The sequence below is a fragment of the Kosakonia sp. H7A genome (assembly GCF_003028445.1).
GTDB classification, from domain to species: Bacteria; Pseudomonadota; Gammaproteobacteria; order Enterobacterales; family Enterobacteriaceae; genus Kosakonia; species Kosakonia radicincitans.
The window spans coordinates 1,111,619-1,131,692 of record NZ_PYTZ01000001.1 but is presented as its reverse complement, the minus strand read 5'-3'; the positions used below and the strand labels follow the sequence as shown (position 1 = coordinate 1,131,692).

17 protein-coding genes are annotated in these 20,074 nt (G+C 54.7%); 15 read left to right on the top strand and 2 right to left on the bottom strand.

Annotation, left to right across the window (positions count from 1 at the left end; translation table 11 throughout):
* Positions 1–10 precede the first annotated feature (10 nt).
* From pxpB to nei, 4 genes are read left to right on the top strand one after another with little or no spacing between them, the layout of a single operon-like run.
* Positions 11–667 (top strand): 5-oxoprolinase subunit PxpB, encoded by a 657-nt coding sequence (pxpB, locus tag CWM66_RS05245; protein WP_107146310.1) that lies wholly within the window; start codon positions 11–13, stop codon positions 665–667.
* Positions 661–1,593 carry a 5-oxoprolinase subunit PxpC gene (pxpC, locus tag CWM66_RS05240; protein ID WP_007373897.1) on the top strand — a complete coding sequence of 311 codons (933 nt, stop codon included), beginning with the start codon at positions 661–663 and terminating at the stop codon, positions 1,591–1,593. The genes pxpB and pxpC overlap by 7 nt, the downstream gene beginning before the upstream one ends.
* A complete protein-coding gene (gene pxpA / locus CWM66_RS05235; protein WP_107146309.1) occupies positions 1,583–2,320 on the top strand; it encodes a 5-oxoprolinase subunit PxpA in 738 nt (245 codons plus the stop codon). The genes pxpC and pxpA overlap by 11 nt, the downstream gene beginning before the upstream one ends.
* A 15-nt stretch (positions 2,321–2,335) precedes the next feature.
* On the top strand, positions 2,336–3,127 hold the full coding sequence (gene nei, locus CWM66_RS05230) for an endonuclease VIII (protein WP_007373899.1): 792 nt from the start codon (positions 2,336–2,338) through the stop codon (positions 3,125–3,127).
* Between the two features lie 46 nt (positions 3,128–3,173).
* Here the strand turns inward: nei and CWM66_RS05225 are convergent, their stop codons facing one another.
* The gene (locus CWM66_RS05225; RefSeq protein ID WP_035885975.1) at positions 3,174–4,460 is read right to left on the bottom strand and encodes a citrate synthase; all 1,287 of its coding nucleotides are present in this window, start codon (positions 4,458–4,460) and stop codon (positions 3,174–3,176) included.
* A gap of 634 nt (positions 4,461–5,094) precedes the next feature.
* On the opposite strand from CWM66_RS05225, the gene sdhC reads away from it, so the two are divergent.
* The 8 genes from sdhC to sucD all read left to right on the top strand — a co-directional run bounded on the left by sdhC (position 5,095) and on the right by sucD (position 14,896).
* Positions 5,095–5,499 carry a succinate dehydrogenase cytochrome b556 subunit gene (gene sdhC, locus CWM66_RS05215; protein ID WP_035885974.1) on the top strand — a complete coding sequence of 135 codons (405 nt, stop codon included), beginning with the start codon at positions 5,095–5,097 and terminating at the stop codon, positions 5,497–5,499.
* A complete protein-coding gene (sdhD, locus tag CWM66_RS05210; RefSeq protein ID WP_007373902.1) occupies positions 5,493–5,840 on the top strand; it encodes a succinate dehydrogenase membrane anchor subunit in 348 nt (115 codons plus the stop codon). The genes sdhC and sdhD overlap by 7 nt, the downstream gene beginning before the upstream one ends.
* A complete protein-coding gene (gene sdhA / locus CWM66_RS05205; RefSeq protein ID WP_035885973.1) occupies positions 5,840–7,606 on the top strand; it encodes a succinate dehydrogenase flavoprotein subunit in 1,767 nt (588 codons plus the stop codon). Before sdhD ends, sdhA begins: the two co-directional genes overlap by 1 nt.
* Positions 7,607–7,621: 15 nt before the next feature.
* Complete coding sequence (gene sdhB / locus CWM66_RS05200; RefSeq protein ID WP_007373904.1) at positions 7,622–8,338, top strand: succinate dehydrogenase iron-sulfur subunit SdhB; 717 nt, start codon at positions 7,622–7,624, stop codon at positions 8,336–8,338.
* A 363-nt stretch (positions 8,339–8,701) separates the two neighbouring features.
* On the top strand, positions 8,702–11,524 hold the full coding sequence (gene sucA / locus CWM66_RS05195) for a 2-oxoglutarate dehydrogenase E1 component (protein ID WP_035885972.1): 2,823 nt from the start codon (positions 8,702–8,704) through the stop codon (positions 11,522–11,524).
* Entirely contained in the window at positions 11,524–12,747 is a 1,224-nt protein-coding gene (gene odhB, locus CWM66_RS05190) for a 2-oxoglutarate dehydrogenase complex dihydrolipoyllysine-residue succinyltransferase (RefSeq protein ID WP_107146308.1), read from the top strand. Before sucA ends, odhB begins: the two co-directional genes overlap by 1 nt.
* Before the next feature lie 113 nt (positions 12,748–12,860).
* Complete coding sequence (gene sucC / locus CWM66_RS05185) at positions 12,861–14,027, top strand: ADP-forming succinate--CoA ligase subunit beta (protein WP_007373908.1); 1,167 nt, start codon at positions 12,861–12,863, stop codon at positions 14,025–14,027.
* Positions 14,027–14,896, top strand: a complete 870-nt coding sequence (gene sucD / locus CWM66_RS05180) for a succinate--CoA ligase subunit alpha (protein ID WP_035885970.1) — start codon at positions 14,027–14,029, stop codon at positions 14,894–14,896. Before sucC ends, sucD begins: the two co-directional genes overlap by 1 nt.
* A gap of 71 nt (positions 14,897–14,967) precedes the next feature.
* On the opposite strand, the gene CWM66_RS05175 is transcribed toward sucD, so the two are convergent.
* Entirely contained in the window at positions 14,968–15,405 is a 438-nt protein-coding gene (locus tag CWM66_RS05175) for a helix-turn-helix domain-containing protein (protein WP_007373910.1), read from the bottom strand.
* Positions 15,406–15,494: 89 nt separating this feature from the next.
* On the opposite strand from CWM66_RS05175, the gene CWM66_RS05170 reads away from it, so the two are divergent.
* From CWM66_RS05170 to cydB, 3 genes are all read left to right on the top strand, one after another.
* Positions 15,495–16,691 carry an MFS transporter gene (locus tag CWM66_RS05170; protein ID WP_107146307.1) on the top strand — a complete coding sequence of 399 codons (1,197 nt, stop codon included), beginning with the start codon at positions 15,495–15,497 and terminating at the stop codon, positions 16,689–16,691.
* Between the two features lie 651 nt (positions 16,692–17,342).
* Positions 17,343–18,911: a cytochrome ubiquinol oxidase subunit I gene (gene cydA / locus CWM66_RS05165; protein ID WP_007373913.1), complete on the top strand. Its 1,569-nt coding sequence runs from the start codon at positions 17,343–17,345 to the stop codon at positions 18,909–18,911.
* A 15-nt stretch (positions 18,912–18,926) separates the two neighbouring features.
* On the top strand, positions 18,927–20,066 hold the full coding sequence (gene cydB, locus CWM66_RS05160) for a cytochrome d ubiquinol oxidase subunit II (RefSeq protein ID WP_007373914.1): 1,140 nt from the start codon (positions 18,927–18,929) through the stop codon (positions 20,064–20,066).
* Positions 20,067–20,074 lie beyond the last annotated feature (8 nt).

Genomic DNA, 20,074 nt, shown 5'->3' with positions numbered 1-20,074 from the left:
GAGCAAACAAGTGCAGCGAGCGCGTTGTTATTTATTAGGGGAAACCGCCGTGGTGCTGGAGCTGGAGCCTCCTGTGCAGTTGGCGACGCAAAAGCGGATCTGGCGGCTGACGCAGCGGCTGTCCACGCTGCCGGAGGTGGCAGAAGTCATTCCGGGAATGAATAACATTACGGTTGTGCTGCGCGATCCGGGCACGCTGGCGCTCGATGCCATTGAACGCTTACAGCGCTGGTGGGAAGAGAGCGAGGCGCTGGAGCCGGAATCTCGCGCCATTGAGATCCCGGTGCTGTACGGCGGCGATGCCGGGCCGGATCTCGGACGGGTGGCGGAACATTGCCGGATGAGTGAAAAACAGGTAGTGGAGCTTCATGCCTCTGTTGATTATGTGGTCTGGTTTATTGGCTTCCAGCCTGGCTTTCCCTATCTGGGTGCCCTCCCGGAAGCACTGGCCACGCCGCGACGCGCTGAACCGCGTGTTCGCGTAGCAGCCGGTTCTGTCGGTATTGGCGGCGCACAAACCGGCATCTACCCGCTGGAGACGCCCGGCGGCTGGAACCTGATTGGACGAACAGATTTGGCGCTCTTTAACCCGCGTTTAGCGGAGCCTTCATTGCTGCGTCCTGGCGACACGCTGCGCTTCATTCCGCGTAAGGAGGGCGTATGTTGAACATTATCCGCGCCGGTATTTACACCAGCTTACAGGGTGGTAAGCGTACCGGTTTGCGCCAGTCCGGAATCAGCTATTGCGGCGCGCTGGACGCGCCTGCGCTGCAAATTGGCAATGCGCTGGTGGGCAATGCGCCTGATACGGCCGGGCTTGAGATTACGCTCGGCCAGTTCGAAGTGGTGTTCGAAAGCCGCTGCTGGTTTGCCCTGACCGGCGCCGGTTGTGAAGCGAAGCTCGACGGTAAACCCGTGTGGACGGGGTGGCGTTTTGTGGCAAAAGCCGGGCAGCGGCTGGTGCTGAAACGCCCGCTGCACGGTGTGCGTAGCTATCTGGCAGTGGCAGGAGGTTTCGCGCTGCCGGAGGTGCTGGGTTCAGGGAGTACCGATCTGAAAGCCGCTATCGGCGGGCTGGAAGGGCGACTGTTACGTGATGGCGATACGCTGCCTCTGGCAAAAACGAAGCGGCAGTTTCGTACCCAGCAGGGCGTAAAACAACTGCTGTGGGGTAACCGCATTCGCGCGCTGCCGGGGCCGGAATATCACGAATTCGACACGGCTTCGCAGGAAGCATTCTGGCGTCTGCCATGGCAGATAAGCCCGCAGAGCAACCGCATGGGGTACCGCTTACAGGGGCAGCCACTGTTGCGGACGACCTCGCGCGAGTTGCTCTCCCACGGCTTATTACCCGGCGTTATACAGGTGCCATCAAATGGCCAACCGATTGTGCTGATGAATGATGCTCAGACGACCGGCGGATACCCGCGTATTGCCTGCATTATTGAGGCCGATATGTACCATCTGGCGCAAATTCCTCTTGGGCAACCGGTGCATTTTGTTCAGTGTTCACTGGATGAAGCGCTGCATGCCCGCCAGGACCAACAGCGTTACCTTGAACAACTGGCATGGCGGTTAACGCATGAAGATTGATTTAAACGCCGATCTTGGCGAAGGCTGCGGCAATGATGCTGCGTTGTTGAAACTGGTGTCGTCGGCCAATATCGCCTGCGGTTTTCATGCGGGCGATGCCGGGACGATGCTGACATGCGTGCGCGAAGCGCTGCGTAACGGGGTCGCCATCGGCGCACATCCCTCGTTTCCCGATCGGGAAAACTTCGGTCGTACAGCGATGCAACTGCCGCCGGAAACCGTGTATGCCCAGATGCTGTACCAAATCGGTGCACTGGCAGCGATGGTGCATGCTGAGGGCGGTAAATTACAGCATGTGAAGCCCCACGGCACGTTATACAACCAGGCGGCAAATGATGCGCAACTGGCCGACGCTATCGCCAGTGCGGTACACGATGTTGATTCGGATTTGATCCTGGTCGGGCTGGCGGGCAGTGAACTGATCCGCGCCGGAAAAAACTGGGGGCTGATCACCCGCCAGGAAGTGTTTGCCGATCGCGGCTATCGCAGCGATGGTCGGCTGGTACCACGCAGCGAGCCGGGCGCGTTGATTACTGATGACAATGTGGCGCTGGCGCAAACGCTGGAGATGGTGCTGGCAGGGCGTGTCAAAAGTATTGAAGGCGAATATGTTCCCGTGCAGGCGCAAACGGTGTGCCTGCACGGCGATGGTGAACATGCGTTACTGTTTGCCCGCCGTCTGCATGCTGCTTTTACCCAGCGTGGGGTGATCATTTCCGCGCGATAACACAAGGAGTTTTACATGCCGGAAGGACCGGAGATCCGCCGGGCGGCGGACATGCTTGAAGCGGCGGTTCAGGGAAAACCACTGACCGATGTCTGGTTTGCTCCGCCGCAGCTAACCGATTTTGCCCCAGGTCTGGTGGGACAGCGCATCGAGCAGATTGAAACCCGCGGCAAGGCGCTGTTGACGCACTTTTCCGGCGGGTTGACCCTCTACAGCCATAACCAGCTTTACGGCGTCTGGCGCGTGGTGAATGCGGGCGAAACGCCGCAAACCAACCGCGTGTTGCGCGTAAAATTACAGACGACCGATAAAGCCATCTTGCTTTACAGCGCGTCAGATATCGCCATACTCACGCCAGAACAACTGGCGCAGCACCCGTTTCTACAGCGGCTTGGGCCGGATGTGTTGAACATGACGCTCACTGCGGCGCAGGTGAAAGAACGTCTGTTATCGCCGCGTTTTCGCCGTCGTCGCTTCTCCGGTTTGCTCCTCGATCAGGCGTTTCTGGCCGGGCTGGGCAACTATTTACGCGTAGAGATCCTCTGGCACTGTGCGTTGGCACCGCAGCATTGTGCCGCCGAACTGGATGATACCCAGCTTGACGTGCTGGCGCAGGCGTTGCTGGATATTCCTCGTTTGTCCTGGCAGACACGCGGCACTGTGAATGAGAACAAGCATCACGGCGCGCTGTTTCGCTTCCGGGTCTTTCACCGGGCAGGGGAGATGTGCGAGCGCTGCGGTGGGATCATCGAAAAAACCACGCTCTCATCGCGCCCGTTTTACTGGTGCCCGGGCTGTCAACGCTGAAACAAAAAACGCGCCCACAGGCGCGTTTTTTTATGCGGATTCACCCTTAATCTTTTTTCAGATCGGAGGAGAATTCGCGTTTGGCATAGCCGGTGTAAAGCTGACGCGGACGGGCAATCTTGATGCCGTCGTCGTGCATTTCGTTCCAGTGCGCAATCCAGCCCACGGTACGCGCCATCGCAAAGATAACAGTAAACATGGACGCCGGAATACCCATCGCTTTCAGGATAATACCGGAGTAGAAGTCGACGTTCGGGTAGAGTTTGCGTTCGATAAAGTACGGGTCGTTGAGCGCGATGTGCTCCAACTCCATCGCCACTTCCAGCAGATCATCTTTCGTACCCAGCTCGCGCAGCACTTCGTGGCAGGTTTCACGCATCACAGTAGCGCGTGGGTCGTAGTTCTTGTAGACACGGTGACCGAAGCCCATCAGACGGAACGAATCGTTCTTGTCTTTGGCGCGACGCAGGAATTCCGGAATATGTTTTACGGAGCTGATCTCTTCCAGCATTCTCAGTGCCGCTTCGTTGGCGCCGCCGTGCGCCGGTCCCCACAGAGAGGCGATACCGGCCGCGATGCAGGCAAACGGGTTCGCGCCAGAAGAACCGGCGGTACGCACGGTAGAGGTGGAGGCGTTCTGCTCGTGATCGGCATGCAGGATCAGAATACGATCCATGGCGCGTTCCAGCACCGGATTCACTTCATACGGTTCGCACGGAGTGGCAAACATCATATGCAGGAAGTTGCCGGCGTAAGAGAGATCGTTGCGCGGATAGATAAACGGCTGACCGATGGAGTATTTGTAACACATCGCCGCTACGGTCGGCATTTTGGACAGCAGGCGGAACGCCGCGATTTCGCGGTGGCGCGGATTGTTCACATCCAGCGAATCATGGTAGAACGCTGCCAGCGCGCCGGTCACGCCACAAAGTACTGCCATTGGATGTGAGTCGCGACGGAAACCGTGGAACAGGCGGGTGATCTGCTCGTGAATCATGGTGTGGCGGGTGACCGTCAGTCTGAACTCTTCAAACTGCTCCTGCGTCGGTTTTTCGCCGTACAGCAGGATGTAGCTCACTTCCAGGTAGTTGGATTCGGTCGCCAGTTGATCAATCGGGAAACCGCGGTGTAACAAAATACCTTCGTCACCGTCGATAAAAGTGATTTTTGATTCGCACGATGCGGTAGAGGTAAAACCAGGGTCAAAAGTAAAAACCCCTTTTGAACCGAGACTACGGATATCAATTACATCCTGACCGAGCGTGCCTTTTAGCACATCCAGTTCAATAGCAGCGTCACCATTGTAGGTGATGTTTGCTTTTTTATCAGCCATTTACGGTCTCCTTAGCGCCTTATTGCTTAAGACTGCCAGTTACCGGATTTGCTTTCAACTGCCCGTCAACGTTACCAGTTTGTTATTAGCTCGCAGCTCTGTGGAGAGGGAGAACCAGGGTACAGAGCAATGGCGCGTGCCAGTACACATTGAAAATACAGTGAAAAAACAGCAAATCAGCGTCTCAGCAGTCCGAATTTGTCAAACCTGTATATCACTAATAACTGTCCTGATTACATCGGTCAATACCATCACACTGTTACATAACTTATTCTCAGGTGAAAGCAAGACCCCATAACTTTTGCGAATTATAAGCCTTATTCGGCGTAGTTTGTAACAATAATGTTTAACTTTTGTCAAATCAGATGATTAAATTTTAAAAGAATGTTGTTATCGTGATGAGTGTCACTGTTCTGCATAAAACCCGACAAACTATATGTAGGTTAATTGTAATGATTTTGTGAACGACCTATACTGCCGCCAGGTCTCCGGAATACCCTGCCATCCCGAGCCACCCAGCGTTGTAACCTGTCGTTTAGCATCTGGAAGCTAATTTTTTGCATGACGAGCAGTTATAGAAAAGGACGCTGTCTGACCCGCACGCAGACCGGAGGAAGGAAACTATAAGAATAGCATGTGGGCGTTATTCATGATAAAAAATGTGAAAAAACAAAGACCTGTCAATCTGGATCTGACAACAATTCGGTTTCCTGTTACGGCTATAGCTTCCATTCTTCACCGCGTCTCCGGCGTTATTACGTTTGTAGCCGTCGGTATTCTGCTGTGGTTACTGGGCCTGTCGCTGTCATCTGAAGACGGCTTCCTGACTGCCTCTGCCATCGTGAACAGCTTCTTCGTTAAATTCATTCTGTGGGGCATCCTCACCGCGCTGGCGTATCACGCTGTCGGCGGGATTCGTCACATGCTGATGGATTTTGGCTGGCTGGAAGAAACCTTCGAAGCAGGAAAACGTTCCGCAAACCTTTCTTTTGTGATCACTGTCGTGCTTTCAATTCTCGCAGGAGTTCTCGTATGGTAAGCAACGCCTCCGCATTAGGACGCAACGGCGTACATGATTTTATTCTTGTCCGTGCTACCGCCATCGTCCTGACGTTATACATCATCTATATGGTGGGTTTTTTCGCCCTGCATGGCGACCTGACCTGGGTGGTCTGGACCGGCTTCTTCTCCTCCGCCTTTACCAAAGTCTTCACTCTGCTGGCGCTGTTTTCCATTCTGATCCATGCCTGGATTGGCATGTGGCAAGTGTTGACCGACTACGTTAAACCGCTGGCTGTACGCCTGATTCTGCAACTGGTTATTGTTGTGGCGCTGGCGGCTTACGTGATTTATGGATTCGTTGTGGTGTGGGGTGTGTAATGAAATTGCCAGTCAGAGAATTTGATGCTGTTGTTATTGGCGCGGGCGGCGCAGGTATGCGCGCGGCGCTGCAAATTTCCCAGAGCGGGCAAACCTGTGCGCTGCTCTCCAAAGTTTTCCCAACCCGTTCCCACACTGTGTCTGCGCAGGGCGGTATCACCGTAGCCCTGGGCAATACCCATGAAGATAACTGGGAATGGCACATGTATGACACGGTAAAAGGTTCCGACTACATCGGTGACCAGGACGCGATTGAATATATGTGCAAAACCGGCCCGGAAGCGATTCTTGAGCTGGAGCATATGGGCCTGCCGTTCTCCCGTCTTGATGATGGCCGTATCTATCAGCGTCCGTTTGGCGGCCAGTCGAAGAACTTCGGCGGCGAGCAGGCGGCGCGTACCGCAGCGGCAGCGGACCGTACCGGCCATGCGCTGCTGCATACCCTTTATCAGCAGAACCTGAAAAATCACACCACCATCTTTTCCGAGTGGTACGCGCTGGATCTGGTGAAAAACCAGGATGGCGCTGTCGTGGGCTGTACCGCACTGTGCATCGAAACCGGTGAAGTCGTCTACTTCAAAGCCCGCGCAACCGTGCTGGCAACTGGCGGCGCAGGCCGTATTTACCAGTCCACCACCAATGCGCACATTAATACCGGCGACGGCGTGGGTATGGCACTACGCGCGGGTGTACCGGTGCAGGATATGGAGATGTGGCAGTTCCACCCGACCGGTATCGCCGGGGCAGGGGTGCTGGTAACGGAAGGCTGCCGTGGTGAAGGCGGCTATCTGCTTAACAAACACGGCGAGCGCTTTATGGAGCGTTATGCGCCGAACGCCAAAGACCTGGCGGGCCGTGATGTGGTGGCGCGTTCCATCATGATCGAAATCCGTGAAGGTCGCGGTTGCGACGGTCCATGGGGACCGCACGCCAAACTGAAACTCGATCATCTGGGTAAAGAAGTACTCGAATCGCGTCTGCCGGGGATCCTGGAACTGTCGCGCACCTTCGCACATGTGGATCCGGTGAAAGAGCCAATTCCGGTGATCCCGACCTGCCACTATATGATGGGCGGTATTCCGACCAAAGTGACCGGCCAGGCGCTGACGGTCAACGAGAAGGGCGAAGATGTCGTGATCCCGGGGCTGTTTGCGGTGGGCGAAATCGCCTGCGTATCGGTTCACGGCGCCAACCGCCTGGGCGGCAACTCGCTGCTCGACCTGGTGGTCTTTGGCCGTGCAGCAGGTCTGCATTTACAAGAATCTATCGCTGAACAGGGCGCGCTGCGCGCTGCCAGCGAATCGGATATCGAAGGGTCGCTCAGCCGCCTCAACCGCTGGAATAACAATCGCAGCGGCGAAGATCCGGTCACCATCCGCAAAGCGCTGCAAGAGTGTATGCAGCATAACTTCTCGGTGTTCCGCGAAGGTGATGCGATGGCGAAAGGTCTTGAACAACTGAAAGTGATCCGCGAGCGCCTGAAAGAGGCTCGTCTGGATGATACGTCGAGCGAGTTCAATACCCAGCGCGTTGAGTGCCTGGAGCTGGATAACCTGATGGAAACCGCCTACGCAACGGCTGTTTCCGCAAACTTCCGTACCGAAAGCCGTGGCGCGCACAGCCGCTTCGACTATCCGGATCGTGACGATGAGAACTGGTTGTGCCACAGCCTGTATCTGCCAGAAACGGAATCCATGACGCGCCGTAGCGTGAATATGGAACCGAAACTGCGTCCGGCGTTCCCGCCGAAGATTCGTACTTATTAATGCGGAGACAGGATGATGAAACTCGAATTCTCGATTTATCGCTATAACCCGGATGTGGATGACGCGCCGCGTATGCAGGATTACACGCTGGAAGCGGAAGAAGGGCGTGACATGATGTTGCTGGATGCATTAATCCAGCTGAAAGAAAAGGATTCTACACTGTCGTTCCGCCGCTCCTGCCGTGAAGGTGTATGTGGTTCCGATGGTCTGAACATGAACGGTAAGAATGGCCTTGCCTGTATCACCCCGATTTCCGCGCTTGGCAACGGCAAACAGAAGATCGTTATCCGCCCGCTGCCAGGGCTGCCGGTTATCCGCGATTTGGTGGTGGACATGGGACAATTCTATGCCCAATATGAGAAGATTAAACCTTACTTATTGAATAATGGGCAAAATCCACCGGCCAGAGAACATTTACAGGCACCAGAGCAGCGTGAAAAGCTTGACGGTCTGTACGAATGTATTCTTTGCGCCTGCTGTTCTACGTCCTGCCCGTCATTCTGGTGGAACCCGGATAAGTTTATCGGCCCGGCTGGCTTGCTGGCGGCGTATCGCTTCCTGATCGACAGCCGCGATACCGAAACCGACAGCCGTCTGGAAGGGTTGAGCGATGCTTTCAGCGTATTCCGCTGCCACAGCATCATGAACTGCGTCAGTGTATGTCCGAAAGGGCTGAACCCGACGCGCGCCATCGGCCATATTAAGTCGATGTTGTTGCAAAGAAGTGCGTAATGAGTCCGTGCCGGATAGCGCTTGCGCCTATCCGGCCTACAGTATGAGTGATGTTTGTCGGCCCGGTAAGGGCGATACAAAAGCAGGAAATCTTTAAAAACCGCCACAAAGACATAATCGAGATGTATGGAGCGAGACAAGGCGGCAACTGAGCGCATCCCTGGGAGCATAGTGAACTATGTGACCAGGGTAAGTGAAGGCAGCCAACACAGTCGCAGCCCGGACAGCGAAGATTAGGGCAGTTTTTAAAGGTTCCTTCGCGGGCCGCCAAGAGCCCGCAAGTGAACCCTGGGACGTGCGCTACTCGGTGTACGTCGTAGTTATCCACGGCGAAGTAAGCATAACAATGCTTAAGGGATCACGATGCAGAACGGCGCAATGAAAGCCTGGCTGGACTCTTCTTACCTCTCTGGGTCGAACCAGAGCTGGATAGAACAGCTCTATGAAGACTTCTTAACCGATCCTGACTCGGTAGATGCTAACTGGCGATCTATGTTCCAGCAGTTACCGGGCACCGGAGTCAAACCGGATCAGTTCCACTCCAAAACACGTGATTATTTCCGTCAACTGGCGAAAGATGCCTCACGTTACTCTTCCTCTATTTCCGACCCCGACACCAACGTTAAGCAGGTCAAAGTCCTGCAGTTGATCAATGCCTACCGCTTCCGTGGTCACCAGCATGCGAATCTCGATCCGTTGGGGCTGTGGCAGCAAGAGCGCGTTGCCGATCTGGATCCGGCATTCCACGATCTGAGCGAAGCGGATTACCAGAACAGCTATAACGTAGGTTCCTTTGCGATTGGGAAAGATACCCTGCCGCTGGGCGAATTGATCAAAGCGCTGAAAGAGACCTATTGCGGTTCGATCGGCGCGGAATACATGCACATTACCAGCACTGAAGAGAAGCGCTGGATCCAGCAGCGGATTGAGTCAGCAGCCGGAAAATCGAGCTTCAGCAGCGAAGAGAAAAAACGCTTCTTAAGCGAACTGACGGCAGCTGAAGGTCTGGAGCGTTATCTCGGGGCGAAGTTCCCGGGCGCGAAACGCTTCTCGCTGGAAGGCGGTGATGCGCTGATACCGCTGCTGAAAGAGATGATTCGCCATGCAGGCAAAAGCGGCACCCGCGAAGTGGTGCTGGGCATGGCGCACCGCGGTCGTCTGAACGTGCTGGTCAACGTGCTGGGCAAACAGCCGCAGGATCTGTTCGACGAGTTTGCCGGTAAACATAAAGAACACCTCGGTACCGGCGACGTGAAATACCATATGGGCTTCTCGTCTGACGTTGAGACTGAAGGCGGCCTGGTGCATCTGGCGCTGGCGTTTAACCCGTCGCACCTGGAAATCGTTAGCCCGGTGGTGATTGGTTCCGTACGCGCGCGTCTTGATCGCCTCTCTGAGCCGAGCAGCAATAAAGTGCTGCCGATCACCATTCACGGTGACGCGGCGGTGGCGGGTCAGGGCGTGGTACAGGAAACCCTGAACATGTCCAAAGCGCGCGGTTATGAAGTGGGCGGTACGGTGCGCGTGGTGATCAACAACCAGGTTGGTTTCACCACCTCCAACCCGCTGGATGCCCGCTCTACGCCGTACTGTACCGATATCGGTAAGATGGTGCAGGCGCCGATTTTCCACGTCAACGCGGACGATCCGGAAGCGGTTGCTTTCGTTACCCGTCTGGCGCTGGACTTCCGTAACACCTTCAAACGCGATGTGTTTATTGATCTGGTGTGCTACCGCCGTCACGGCCATAACGAAGCCGACGAGCCGAGCGCAACCCAGCCGTTGATGTACCAGAAAATCAAAAAACACCCGACGCCGCGTAAAATCTACGCCGATCGTCTGGAGCAGGACAAAACCATCACGCTGGAAGATGCCACTGAGATGGTTAACCTGTACCGCGACGCGCTGGATGCGGGCGAGTGTGTGGTCGCTGAATGGCGTCCAATGAATATGCACTCCTTTACCTGGTCGCCGTACCTCAATCACGAGTGGGATGAGAGTTACCCGAACAAAGTAGAGATGAAACGCCTGCAAGAACTGGCGAGGCGCATCAGCACGGTGCCGGAAGCCATTGAGATGCAGCCCCGTGTGGCGAAAATCTACGCCGATCGCCAGTTAATGGCCAATGGCGAGAAACTGTTCGACTGGGGCGGTGCTGAAACGCTGGCTTACGCCACGCTGGTTGATGAAGGCATTCCGGTGCGCCTCTCCGGTGAAGACACCGGGCGCGGTACCTTCTTCCATCGCCACGCCGTGATCCATAACCAGGCCAACGGCTCAACCTATACGCCGCTAAGCCACGTGCATAATGGCCAGGGCCCGTTCCGCGTGTGGGACTCCGTGCTCTCTGAAGAAGCGGTGCTGGCTTTTGAATATGGCTACGCCACCGCTGAGCCGCGTACCCTGACCATCTGGGAAGCACAGTTCGGCGACTTCGCTAACGGCGCGCAGGTGGTGATTGACCAGTTCATCAGCTCCGGCGAACAGAAGTGGGGCCGTATGTGCGGGCTGGTAATGCTGTTGCCGCATGGCTATGAAGGGCAGGGCCCGGAGCACTCCTCCGCTCGTCTGGAGCGTTATCTGCAACTGTGCGCTGAGCAAAACATGCAGGTTTGCGTCCCGTCCACCCCGGCGCAGGTTTACCATATGCTGCGTCGTCAGGCGTTGCGCGGTATGCGTCGCCCGCTGGTGGTGATGTCACCGAAGTCGCTGCTGCGTCATCCGCAGGCGGTCTCCACGCTGGATGAACTGGCGAATGGCACCTTTATGCCGGCGATTGGCGAAGTGGATGATTTGGATCCGCAAGCCGTGAAGCGCGTTATCCTTTGTTCTGGTAAGGTTTATTACGACCTGCTTGAACAGCGTCGTAAAAATGACCAGAAGGATGTCGCCATTGTCCGTATTGAGCAGTTGTACCCGTTCCCGCATCAGTCGGTGCAGGACGCGTTGAAACCTTATGCGCACGTACATGATTTTGTCTGGTGCCAGGAAGAGCCGCTTAACCAGGGCGCATGGTACTGCAGCCAGCATCATTTCCGTGATGTGATACCTTTTGGGGCCGCTCTGCGCTATGCAGGACGCCCGGCCTCCGCCTCCCCGGCGGTGGGATATCTGTCCGTTCACCAGAAGCAACAGCAAGAGCTGGTGAATGACGCGCTGAACGTCGATTCAATAAAGGATAAATAATGAGTAGCGTAGATATTCTTGTTCCCGATCTGCCTGAGTCCGTTGCTGATGCGACTGTCGCGACCTGGCACAAAAAACCAGGCGATAGCGTCCGACGCGATGAAGTATTGGTAGAAATCGAAACGGACAAAGTGGTACTGGAAGTACCGGCTTCAGCGGACGGTGTTCTGGACGCGGTGCTGGAAGACGAAGGTACGACGGTCACTTCCCGTCAGATCCTTGGCCGCCTGAAAGAAGGCAACAGCTCGGGTAAAGAGAGCAGCACCAAATCTGAAGCGAAAGAATCCACGCCAGCTCAGCGCCAGCAGGCGTCGCTGGAAGAGCAAAATAACGACGCGCTCAGCCCGGCGATCCGTCGCCTGCTGGCTGAACACAGCCTCGACGCCAGTGCGATTAAAGGTACCGGCGTTGGCGGCCGCATCACCCGTGAAGATGTGGATAAGTACCTGGCGAAAGCCCCGGCTAAAGAAGAGAGCAAACCGGCCGCTCAGCCGGCAAGCAGCCCGGCGCCGCAGCTGGCTGGCCGTTCTGAAAAACGCGTGCCGATGACCCGTCTGCGCAAACGCGTAGCTGAGCGTCTGCTGGAAGCGAAAAATTCAACTGCCATGCTGACGACTTTTAACGAAGTCAACATGAAGCCAATCATGGATCTGCGTAAGCAGTACGGTGATGCGTTTGAAAAACGTCACGGCATCCGTCTGGGCTTTATGTCGTTCTACGTGAAAGCGGTCGTTGAAGCGCTGAAACGCTATCCGGAAGTGAACGCCTCTATTGATGGCGACGACGTGGTTTACCACAACTATTTCGATGTCAGCATGGCGGTTTCCACGCCGCGTGGTCTGGTTACGCCGGTACTGCGTGATGTGGATACGCTGGGCATGGCCGACATCGAGAAGAAAATTAAAGAACTGGCGGTAAAAGGCCGTGACGGCAAGCTGACCGTTGAGGATCTGACCGGTGGTAACTTTACCATCACTAATGGCGGTGTATTCGGTTCGCTGATGTCCACGCCGATCATCAACCCGCCGCAGAGTGCGATCCTTGGCATGCACGCCATCAAAGATCGCCCAATGGCGGTAGATGGCAAAGTTGAAATTCTGCCGATGATGTACCTGGCGCTCTCTTATGACCACCGCCTGATCGACGGACGTGAGTCTGTGGGCTTCCTGGTCGCAATTAAAGAAATGCTGGAAGATCCGACGCGTCTGCTGCTGGATGTGTAGTGTCCTTTGCCCGGCGGCGCAGGCTGCCGGGTCTATAACGAACACCTGCTTTGCAGGCCGGAAAGCTCTGGCGCTTCCGGCATGACAAATTAAATGAAGGATGGATAGAACACATGAACTTACACGAGTATCAGGCGAAACAGCTTTTTGCCCGGTCAGGACTGCCGACTCCGGTTGGTTACGCCTGTGCTACCCCACGTGAAGCAGAAGAAGCCGCATCGAAAATCGGCACCGGCCCGTGGGTGGTGAAATGCCAGGTCCACGCGGGCGGCCGTGGTAAAGCGGGCGGCGTAAAAGTCGTTAGCAGCAAAGAAGATATTCGCGCTTTCGCGGAACACTGGCTGGGTAAACGCCTGGTAACCTACCAAACAGATGCCAACGGTCAGCCGGTTAACCAGATTCTGGTCGAAGCGGCAACGGATATTGACAAAGAGCTGTATCTGGGTGCGGTTGTTGACCGCAGCTCACGACGTGTGGTGTTCATGGCGTCGACGGAAGGCGGCGTGGAAATCGAAAAAGTGGCAGAAGAGACGCCGCACTTGATCCACAAAACCACCATTGATCCGCTGACTGGCCCGATGCCGTACCAGGGACGCGAACTGGCGTTCAAACTCGGTCTGGAAGGCAAACAGGTTCAGCAGTTCACTAAAATTTTCATGGGGCTGGCGACTATTTTCCTTGAGCGCGATCTGGCGCTGATTGAAATCAACCCGCTGGTCATCACCAAACAAGGTGACCTTATCTGCCTCGACGGCAAACTGGGCGCTGATGGCAACGCACTGTTCCGCCAGCCGGAACTGCGCGAAATGCGCGATCAGTCGCAGGAAGACCCGCGTGAAGCGCAAGCTGCGCAGTGGGAACTGAACTATGTTGCGCTGGATGGCAACATCGGCTGCATGGTTAACGGTGCGGGTCTGGCGATGGGCACCATGGACATCGTTAAGCTGCACGGCGGCGAACCGGCGAACTTCCTCGACGTCGGCGGCGGTGCGACCAAAGAACGTGTTACTGAAGCGTTTAAAATTATCCTATCCGATGAGAACGTGAAAGCGGTGCTGGTGAACATTTTCGGCGGTATCGTGCGTTGCGACCTGATTGCCGACGGCATCATCGGTGCGGTAGAAGAGGTGGGTGTTAACGTCCCGGTGGTTGTCCGTCTGGAAGGTAACAACGCCGAGCTGGGTGCCAAACGTCTGGCGGACAGTGGTCTGAACATTATCGCAGCGAAAAGTCTGACGGATGCAGCACAGCAGGTTGTTGCCGCAGTGGAGGGGAAATAATGTCTGTTTTGATTGATAAGAACACCAAAGTTATCTGCCAGGGTTTTACCGGTAGCCAGGGTACTTTCCACTCCGAGCAGGCGATTGCCTACGGTACGCAGATGGTTGGCGGTGTAACGCCAGGTAAAGGCGGCACCACGCATCTGGGTCTGCCTGTATTTAATACCGTACGTGAAGCGGTGGAAGCCACTGGCGCGACAGCCAGCGTGATTTACGTTCCGGCGCCGTTCTGCAAAGACTCGATTCTGGAAGCCGTCGACGCGGGCATCAAACTGATTATCACCATTACTGAAGGTATCCCGACGCTGGATATGCTGACGGTAAAAGTGAAGCTGGACGAAGCTGGCGTGCGCATGATCGGCCCGAACTGCCCTGGTGTAATCACCCCGGGCGAGTGCAAAATCGGCATCATGCCGGGCCATATTCACAAACCGGGTAAAATCGGTATTGTGTCACGTTCCGGTACGCTGACTTATGAAGCGGTTAAACAGACCACCGATTACGGCTTTGGTCAGTCTACCTGTGTTGGTATCGGTGGCGACCCGATCCCGGGCTCTAACTTTATCGATATCCTGAAACTGTTCGAGGAAGATCCGCAGACCGAAGCGATCGTTATGATCGGTGAGATTGGCGGTAGCGCAGAAGAAGAAGCGGCTGCTTACATCAAAGAACATGTGACCAAACCGGTTGTCGGCTACATCGCGGGCGTCACTGCGCCGAAAGGCAAACGTATGGGCCACGCGGGCGCCATTATCGCGGGTGGTAAAGGTACAGCGGACGAGAAATTCGCTGCGCTGGAAGCGGCCGGGGTGAAAACTGTGCGTAGCCTCGCTGATATCGGCGAAGCACTGAAATCTATCATTAAATAAAACTATTGCTCCTCCCTGAGGGGAGCATAAACTTGTCTCGACATGGTTGGCCGCTCCCGTAGCGGCCTTTTTTATTGCCGTAATTTACGTACTTCAGTATTTGCCGCGGTAAGCCGGTGCCCGTCAGCCGCTTGCGGCAGCATCGGGGGGATGGCTTCGCCGCTCTGGCTATCGATCAATACGGAATGGGGTTCACCAGGAGCAAAAAGATGTTGTTCGCCCCACTGGCGCAGCGCCACTACTACCGGAAATAACGATTCGCCTCTCTCTGTCAGCACATATTCCTGATATGCCGTGCCATCTGATGCGGGTTGAGTGGTAAAAATGCCCGCTTCCACTAGCTTGCGTAGCCTGTCGGTAAGAATGTTACGCGCCACGCCAAGACCACGCTGAAAATCACCAAAACGCCGCGCGCCATCGAAGGCATCACGGATGATAAGCAATGCCCAGCGATCGCCAATCAAATCGACAGAACGGGCAACGGGGCAGGGTTGAGTCTTCAGTGGCACGGCGTATCTCCGGTTTGGAATTCTGGTTGCATTTTAAAACTAGCCTGGCTACGCTTCAACCAGTTTTATTTTGCAACCAGGTTAGTGGAATGAATAAAAACAAGCAGACAACAGAACGGGGTTTGATTGCCCTGTTTGCCGTGGCCAGCGGCTTATGTGTGGCGAATGTTTATTACGCTCAGCCGCTACTTGATGCGCTGGCGCAGAGTTTCGCCATTAGCCAGGCGGCTGTCGGCGGCGTGGTGACTGCAACTCAGGTGGGATCAGCGTTGGCTTTACTGCTGCTGGTACCACTGGGCGATATTGTTGAACGACGTCGGTTATTGTTGGTGCAGTTACTGGCGCTGATGGTGGCGTTGAGCACCGTGGCGCTGGCGCAATCGGCTGTAGTGTTGCTCACTGGCATGCTGGCAACCGGTTTGCTGGGTACGGCCATGACACAGGGATTGATCGCCAGTGCGGCCAGTATTGCCAGTGAACGGGAACGGGGCAGGGTAGTGGGCGCCGCGCAAGGCGGCGTTTTTATCGGCCTGCTGCTGGCGCGTATCTTTGCCGGGGTTATTAGTGACCTGGCGGGATGGCGGGCGGTGTATGGCGTTTCTGCATTGCTGATGATGATGCTGTTGCTGCTCCTCAGGCAACGGTTGCCGATCATGCGCGCCTCTGCGGTTTCTGAAAGCTGGTTTCGTTTGATGTCTTCAATGCTGGTGCTGTTATGCACCGATAGGGTATTGCAAATCCGTGGTGTGCTGGCGCTGTTGATGTTTGCGGCTTTTAATATTTTCTGGAGTGCTATGGTGCTGCCGTTGAGGGCCGCACCATTTGGTTTTTCACATACGGCGATTGGTTTGTTTGCGTTGGCGGGTGTTGCGGGAGCACTGGCTGCGGCGAAAGCCGGAAAGGAAGCGGATCGCGGTAATGCACAGCGCACAAGTTTGCTGTCTCTTCTGCTATTGCTGCTTGCCTGGTGGCCGCTGTCAAGGCTGGAACACTCTCTGGTTCTGCTGATCCTGGGGATTGTACTGCTTGATTTCGGCGGACAGGCGCTGCATGTCACGAACCAGAGTCTGCTTTTGCGCACCAACGTTGCTCAACACGGCAGACTGGTGGCGTTATATATGCTGTTTTACGCGACAGGCAGTGGGTTGGGCGCCATGGCGACAACTGTTATCTATGCTGGATTCGGCTGGCAGGGCGTTTGTTTGCTCGGTGCTACCGTAAGTCTGCTGGCGCTTATCTTCTGGGCTACAACACGGCGCTGGATGCGGCTGAACAATGCCCCATAAAATAAAAGGGTTTAGCACGAGCGAGAATAAAAAGAATAATCACGGAGCGGTGTTAAGTATGATAATCGTAATGGTGAAATATTTGTAAAATAAAAAAGATGTGCAATAAGTCTAATTTCTCAGGTTCTTTATCTGTCATGGACGACCCATTTTTTTACGCAAATGATAAACGTTAAATATACTCGCCATTATTTACCTTTACCTGCCGATTGATAACCATTGATTACGTTAAAATGAACATGCTGTTAACAAGGCTTTTACCACAGCTATACACCAGCTACAAAATTAACAGTAAAGAATAAAAATGATTTAAATCAATATCTAAAAGCTTGGAAAAGATTGTGAAAATCGTTAAATTGTCGCAGATCAAATTGGCTAAAAAGCGGTATGGTTGGCATAAATTGATCGGTGTCGAAAAACGTAAAATTAACTCAATAAAAACCTATTTATCGTAAGGGTTTTCCGAGTTAATATGTTCGCGAGATCAATTCGAAATTTTTATTAACCTGGTTGTAACTTTTTTCATTCATTACCACAATTTATGTGGCAGTGAATAAAAGCAGTGCAACAAATTTGTATTGGGGCATGCGTGTGAACCCGCGCTAACGGGGTTTACTCTCGGAGTCTTCATGCGATGAGCAAGGAGTCAGAATGTTAGATATAGTCGAACTGTCGCGCTTACAGTTTGCCTTGACTGCGATGTACCACTTTCTGTTTGTGCCACTGACGCTCGGTATGGCGTTCCTGCTGGCAATTATGGAAACGGTCTATGTCCTCTCCGGCAAACAGATTTATAAAGATATGACCAAGTTCTGGGGCAAGTTGTTTGGTATCAACTTTGCTCTGGGCGTGGCAACAGGCCTGACGATGGAGTTTCAGTTCGGGACTAACTGGTCATACTATTCCCACTACGTTGGGGATATCTTCGGTGCGCCACTGGCAATCGAAGGGTTGATGGCCTTCTTCCTCGAATCCACATTTGTCGGTTTGTTCTTCTTCGGTTGGGATCGTCTCGGTAAAGTGCAGCACATGGCAGTTACCTGGTTAGTCGCGCTGGGTTCTAACTTGTCGGCATTGTGGATCCTTGTTGCTAACGGCTGGATGCAGAACCCCGTCGCCTCTGATTTCAACTTCGAAACCATGCGCATGGAGATGGTGAGCTTTGCCGAACTGGTGCTGAACCCGGTTGCTCAGGTGAAATTCGTTCACACCGTAGCTTCCGGTTATACCTGCGGCGCCATCTTTATCCTCGGTATTAGCTCCTACTACCTGCTGCGTGGGCGCGACATCGCTTTTGCTAAACGCTCCTTCGCTATCGCTGCCAGCTTCGGCATGGCCGCTGTGCTGTCTGTTATTGTGCTGGGTGATGAATCCGGTTACGAAATGGGCGACGTGCAGAAAACCAAACTGGCTGCCATTGAAGCCGAATGGGAAACGCAACCGGCTCCGGCGGCATTTACCCTGTTTGGTGTGCCGGACCAGGATAAGCAAGAGAACAAATTTGCTATCCAGATCCCTTACGCGCTGGGCATTATCGCGACCCGTTCGGTGGATACCCCGGTTATCGGCCTGAAAGAGCTGATGGTGCAGCATGAAGAGCGTATCCGTAACGGTATGAAAGCGTACCAGTTGCTGGAGCAGCTCCGCTCAGGTTCTGCCGATCAGTCCGTTCGCGATCAGTTCAACAGCGTCAAGAAAGACCTTGGTTATGGCCTGTTGCTTAAACGCTACACGCCGAATGTGACCGATGCGACTGACGCGCAAATTCAGCAGGCGACGAAAGACTCTATCCCTCGTGTTGCGCCGCTGTACTTCGCGTTCCGTATCATGGTGGCGTGCGGTGTTCTGATGCTGTTGATTATCGCCGCGTCCTTCTGGACGGTGATTCGTAACCGTATTGGCGAGAAGAAATGGCTGTTGCGCGCGGCGCTGTATGGTATTCCGCTGCCGTGGATCGCCATTGAATCCGGCTGGTTTGTTGCCGAGTACGGACGTCAGCCGTGGGCGATTGGTGAGGTGTTGCCGACCGCGGTGGCTAACTCGTCGTTAACCGTTGGCGATCTGCTGTTCTCCATGATTCTGATTTGCGGCCTTTATACGCTGTTTATGGTGGCGGAAGTGTTCCTGATGTTCAAATTTGCTCGCCTTGGGCCGAGCAGCCTGAAAACAGGTCGCTATCACTATGAGCAGTCCACTGTGGCTTCTCAGCCGGCACGCTAAGACAGGAGTCGTCAAATGATCGATTATGAAGTATTACGTTTTATCTGGTGGCTGCTGGTCGGTATTTTGCTGATTGGTTTCGCTGTCACAGATGGCTTCGACATGGGTGTGGGCATGCTGACCCGCGTGCTGGGTCGTAGCGACACTGAGCGCCGCGTGATGATTAACGCCATTGCGCCGCACTGGGACGGCAACCAGGTTTGGCTGATCACCGCTGGTGGCGCGCTGTTCGCTGCCTGGCCGATGGTTTACGCTGCTGCGTTCTCCGGCTTCTATGTCGCGATGATCCTCGTGTTGGCTTCTCTCTTCTTCCGTCCGGTGGGTTTCGATTACCGCTCGAAGATTGAAGACAATCGCTGGCGCGGGATGTGGGACTGGGGCATTTTCATCGGTAGCTTCGTACCGCCGCTGGTGATTGGCGTGGCGTTTGGCAACCTGCTGCAGGGCGTGCCGTTCCACCTCGACAACGATATGCGTCTGTTCTACACCGGCAATTTCTTCCAGTTGCTGAATCCGTTTGGTCTGCTGGCGGGTGTGGTTAGTGTGGCGATGATCCTGACGCAAGGCGCAACATATCTACAAATGCGTACCGTGGGTGAACTGCATCTGCGTGCTCGCGCTACTGTGCAGATCGCCGCACTGGTGACGCTGATCTGCTTCGCACTGGCCGGTGTGTGGGTGGTTTACGGCATTGATGGCTATGTAGTGACCTCTGTAATGGATCATCACGCCCCGTCTAATCCGTTGCTTAAAGACGTTGCGCTACAGGCTGGTGCCTGGCTGACTAACTTTAACAACACGCCTGTGTTGTGGGTGATCCCGGCGCTGGGCGTAGTCCTGCCGCTGTTGACCGTACTGACCGCGCGTCTGGATAAAGCGGCCTGGGCATTTGTGTTCTCTTCGCTGACCCTGGCCTGCATCATTCTGACCGCCGGTATCGCGATGTTCCCGTTCATCATGCCGTCAAGCACCATGCTGAAAGCTAGCCTGACCATGTGGGATGCAACATCGACCCAACTGACGCTGAATCTGATGACCTATGTTGCTCTGGTATTTGTGCCAATCGTTCTGCTCTACACCATCTGGTGTTACTGGAAAATGTTCGGCCGTATCACCAAAGAACATATTGAAAGTAATACCCACTCTATGTACTAAGTAAGGAG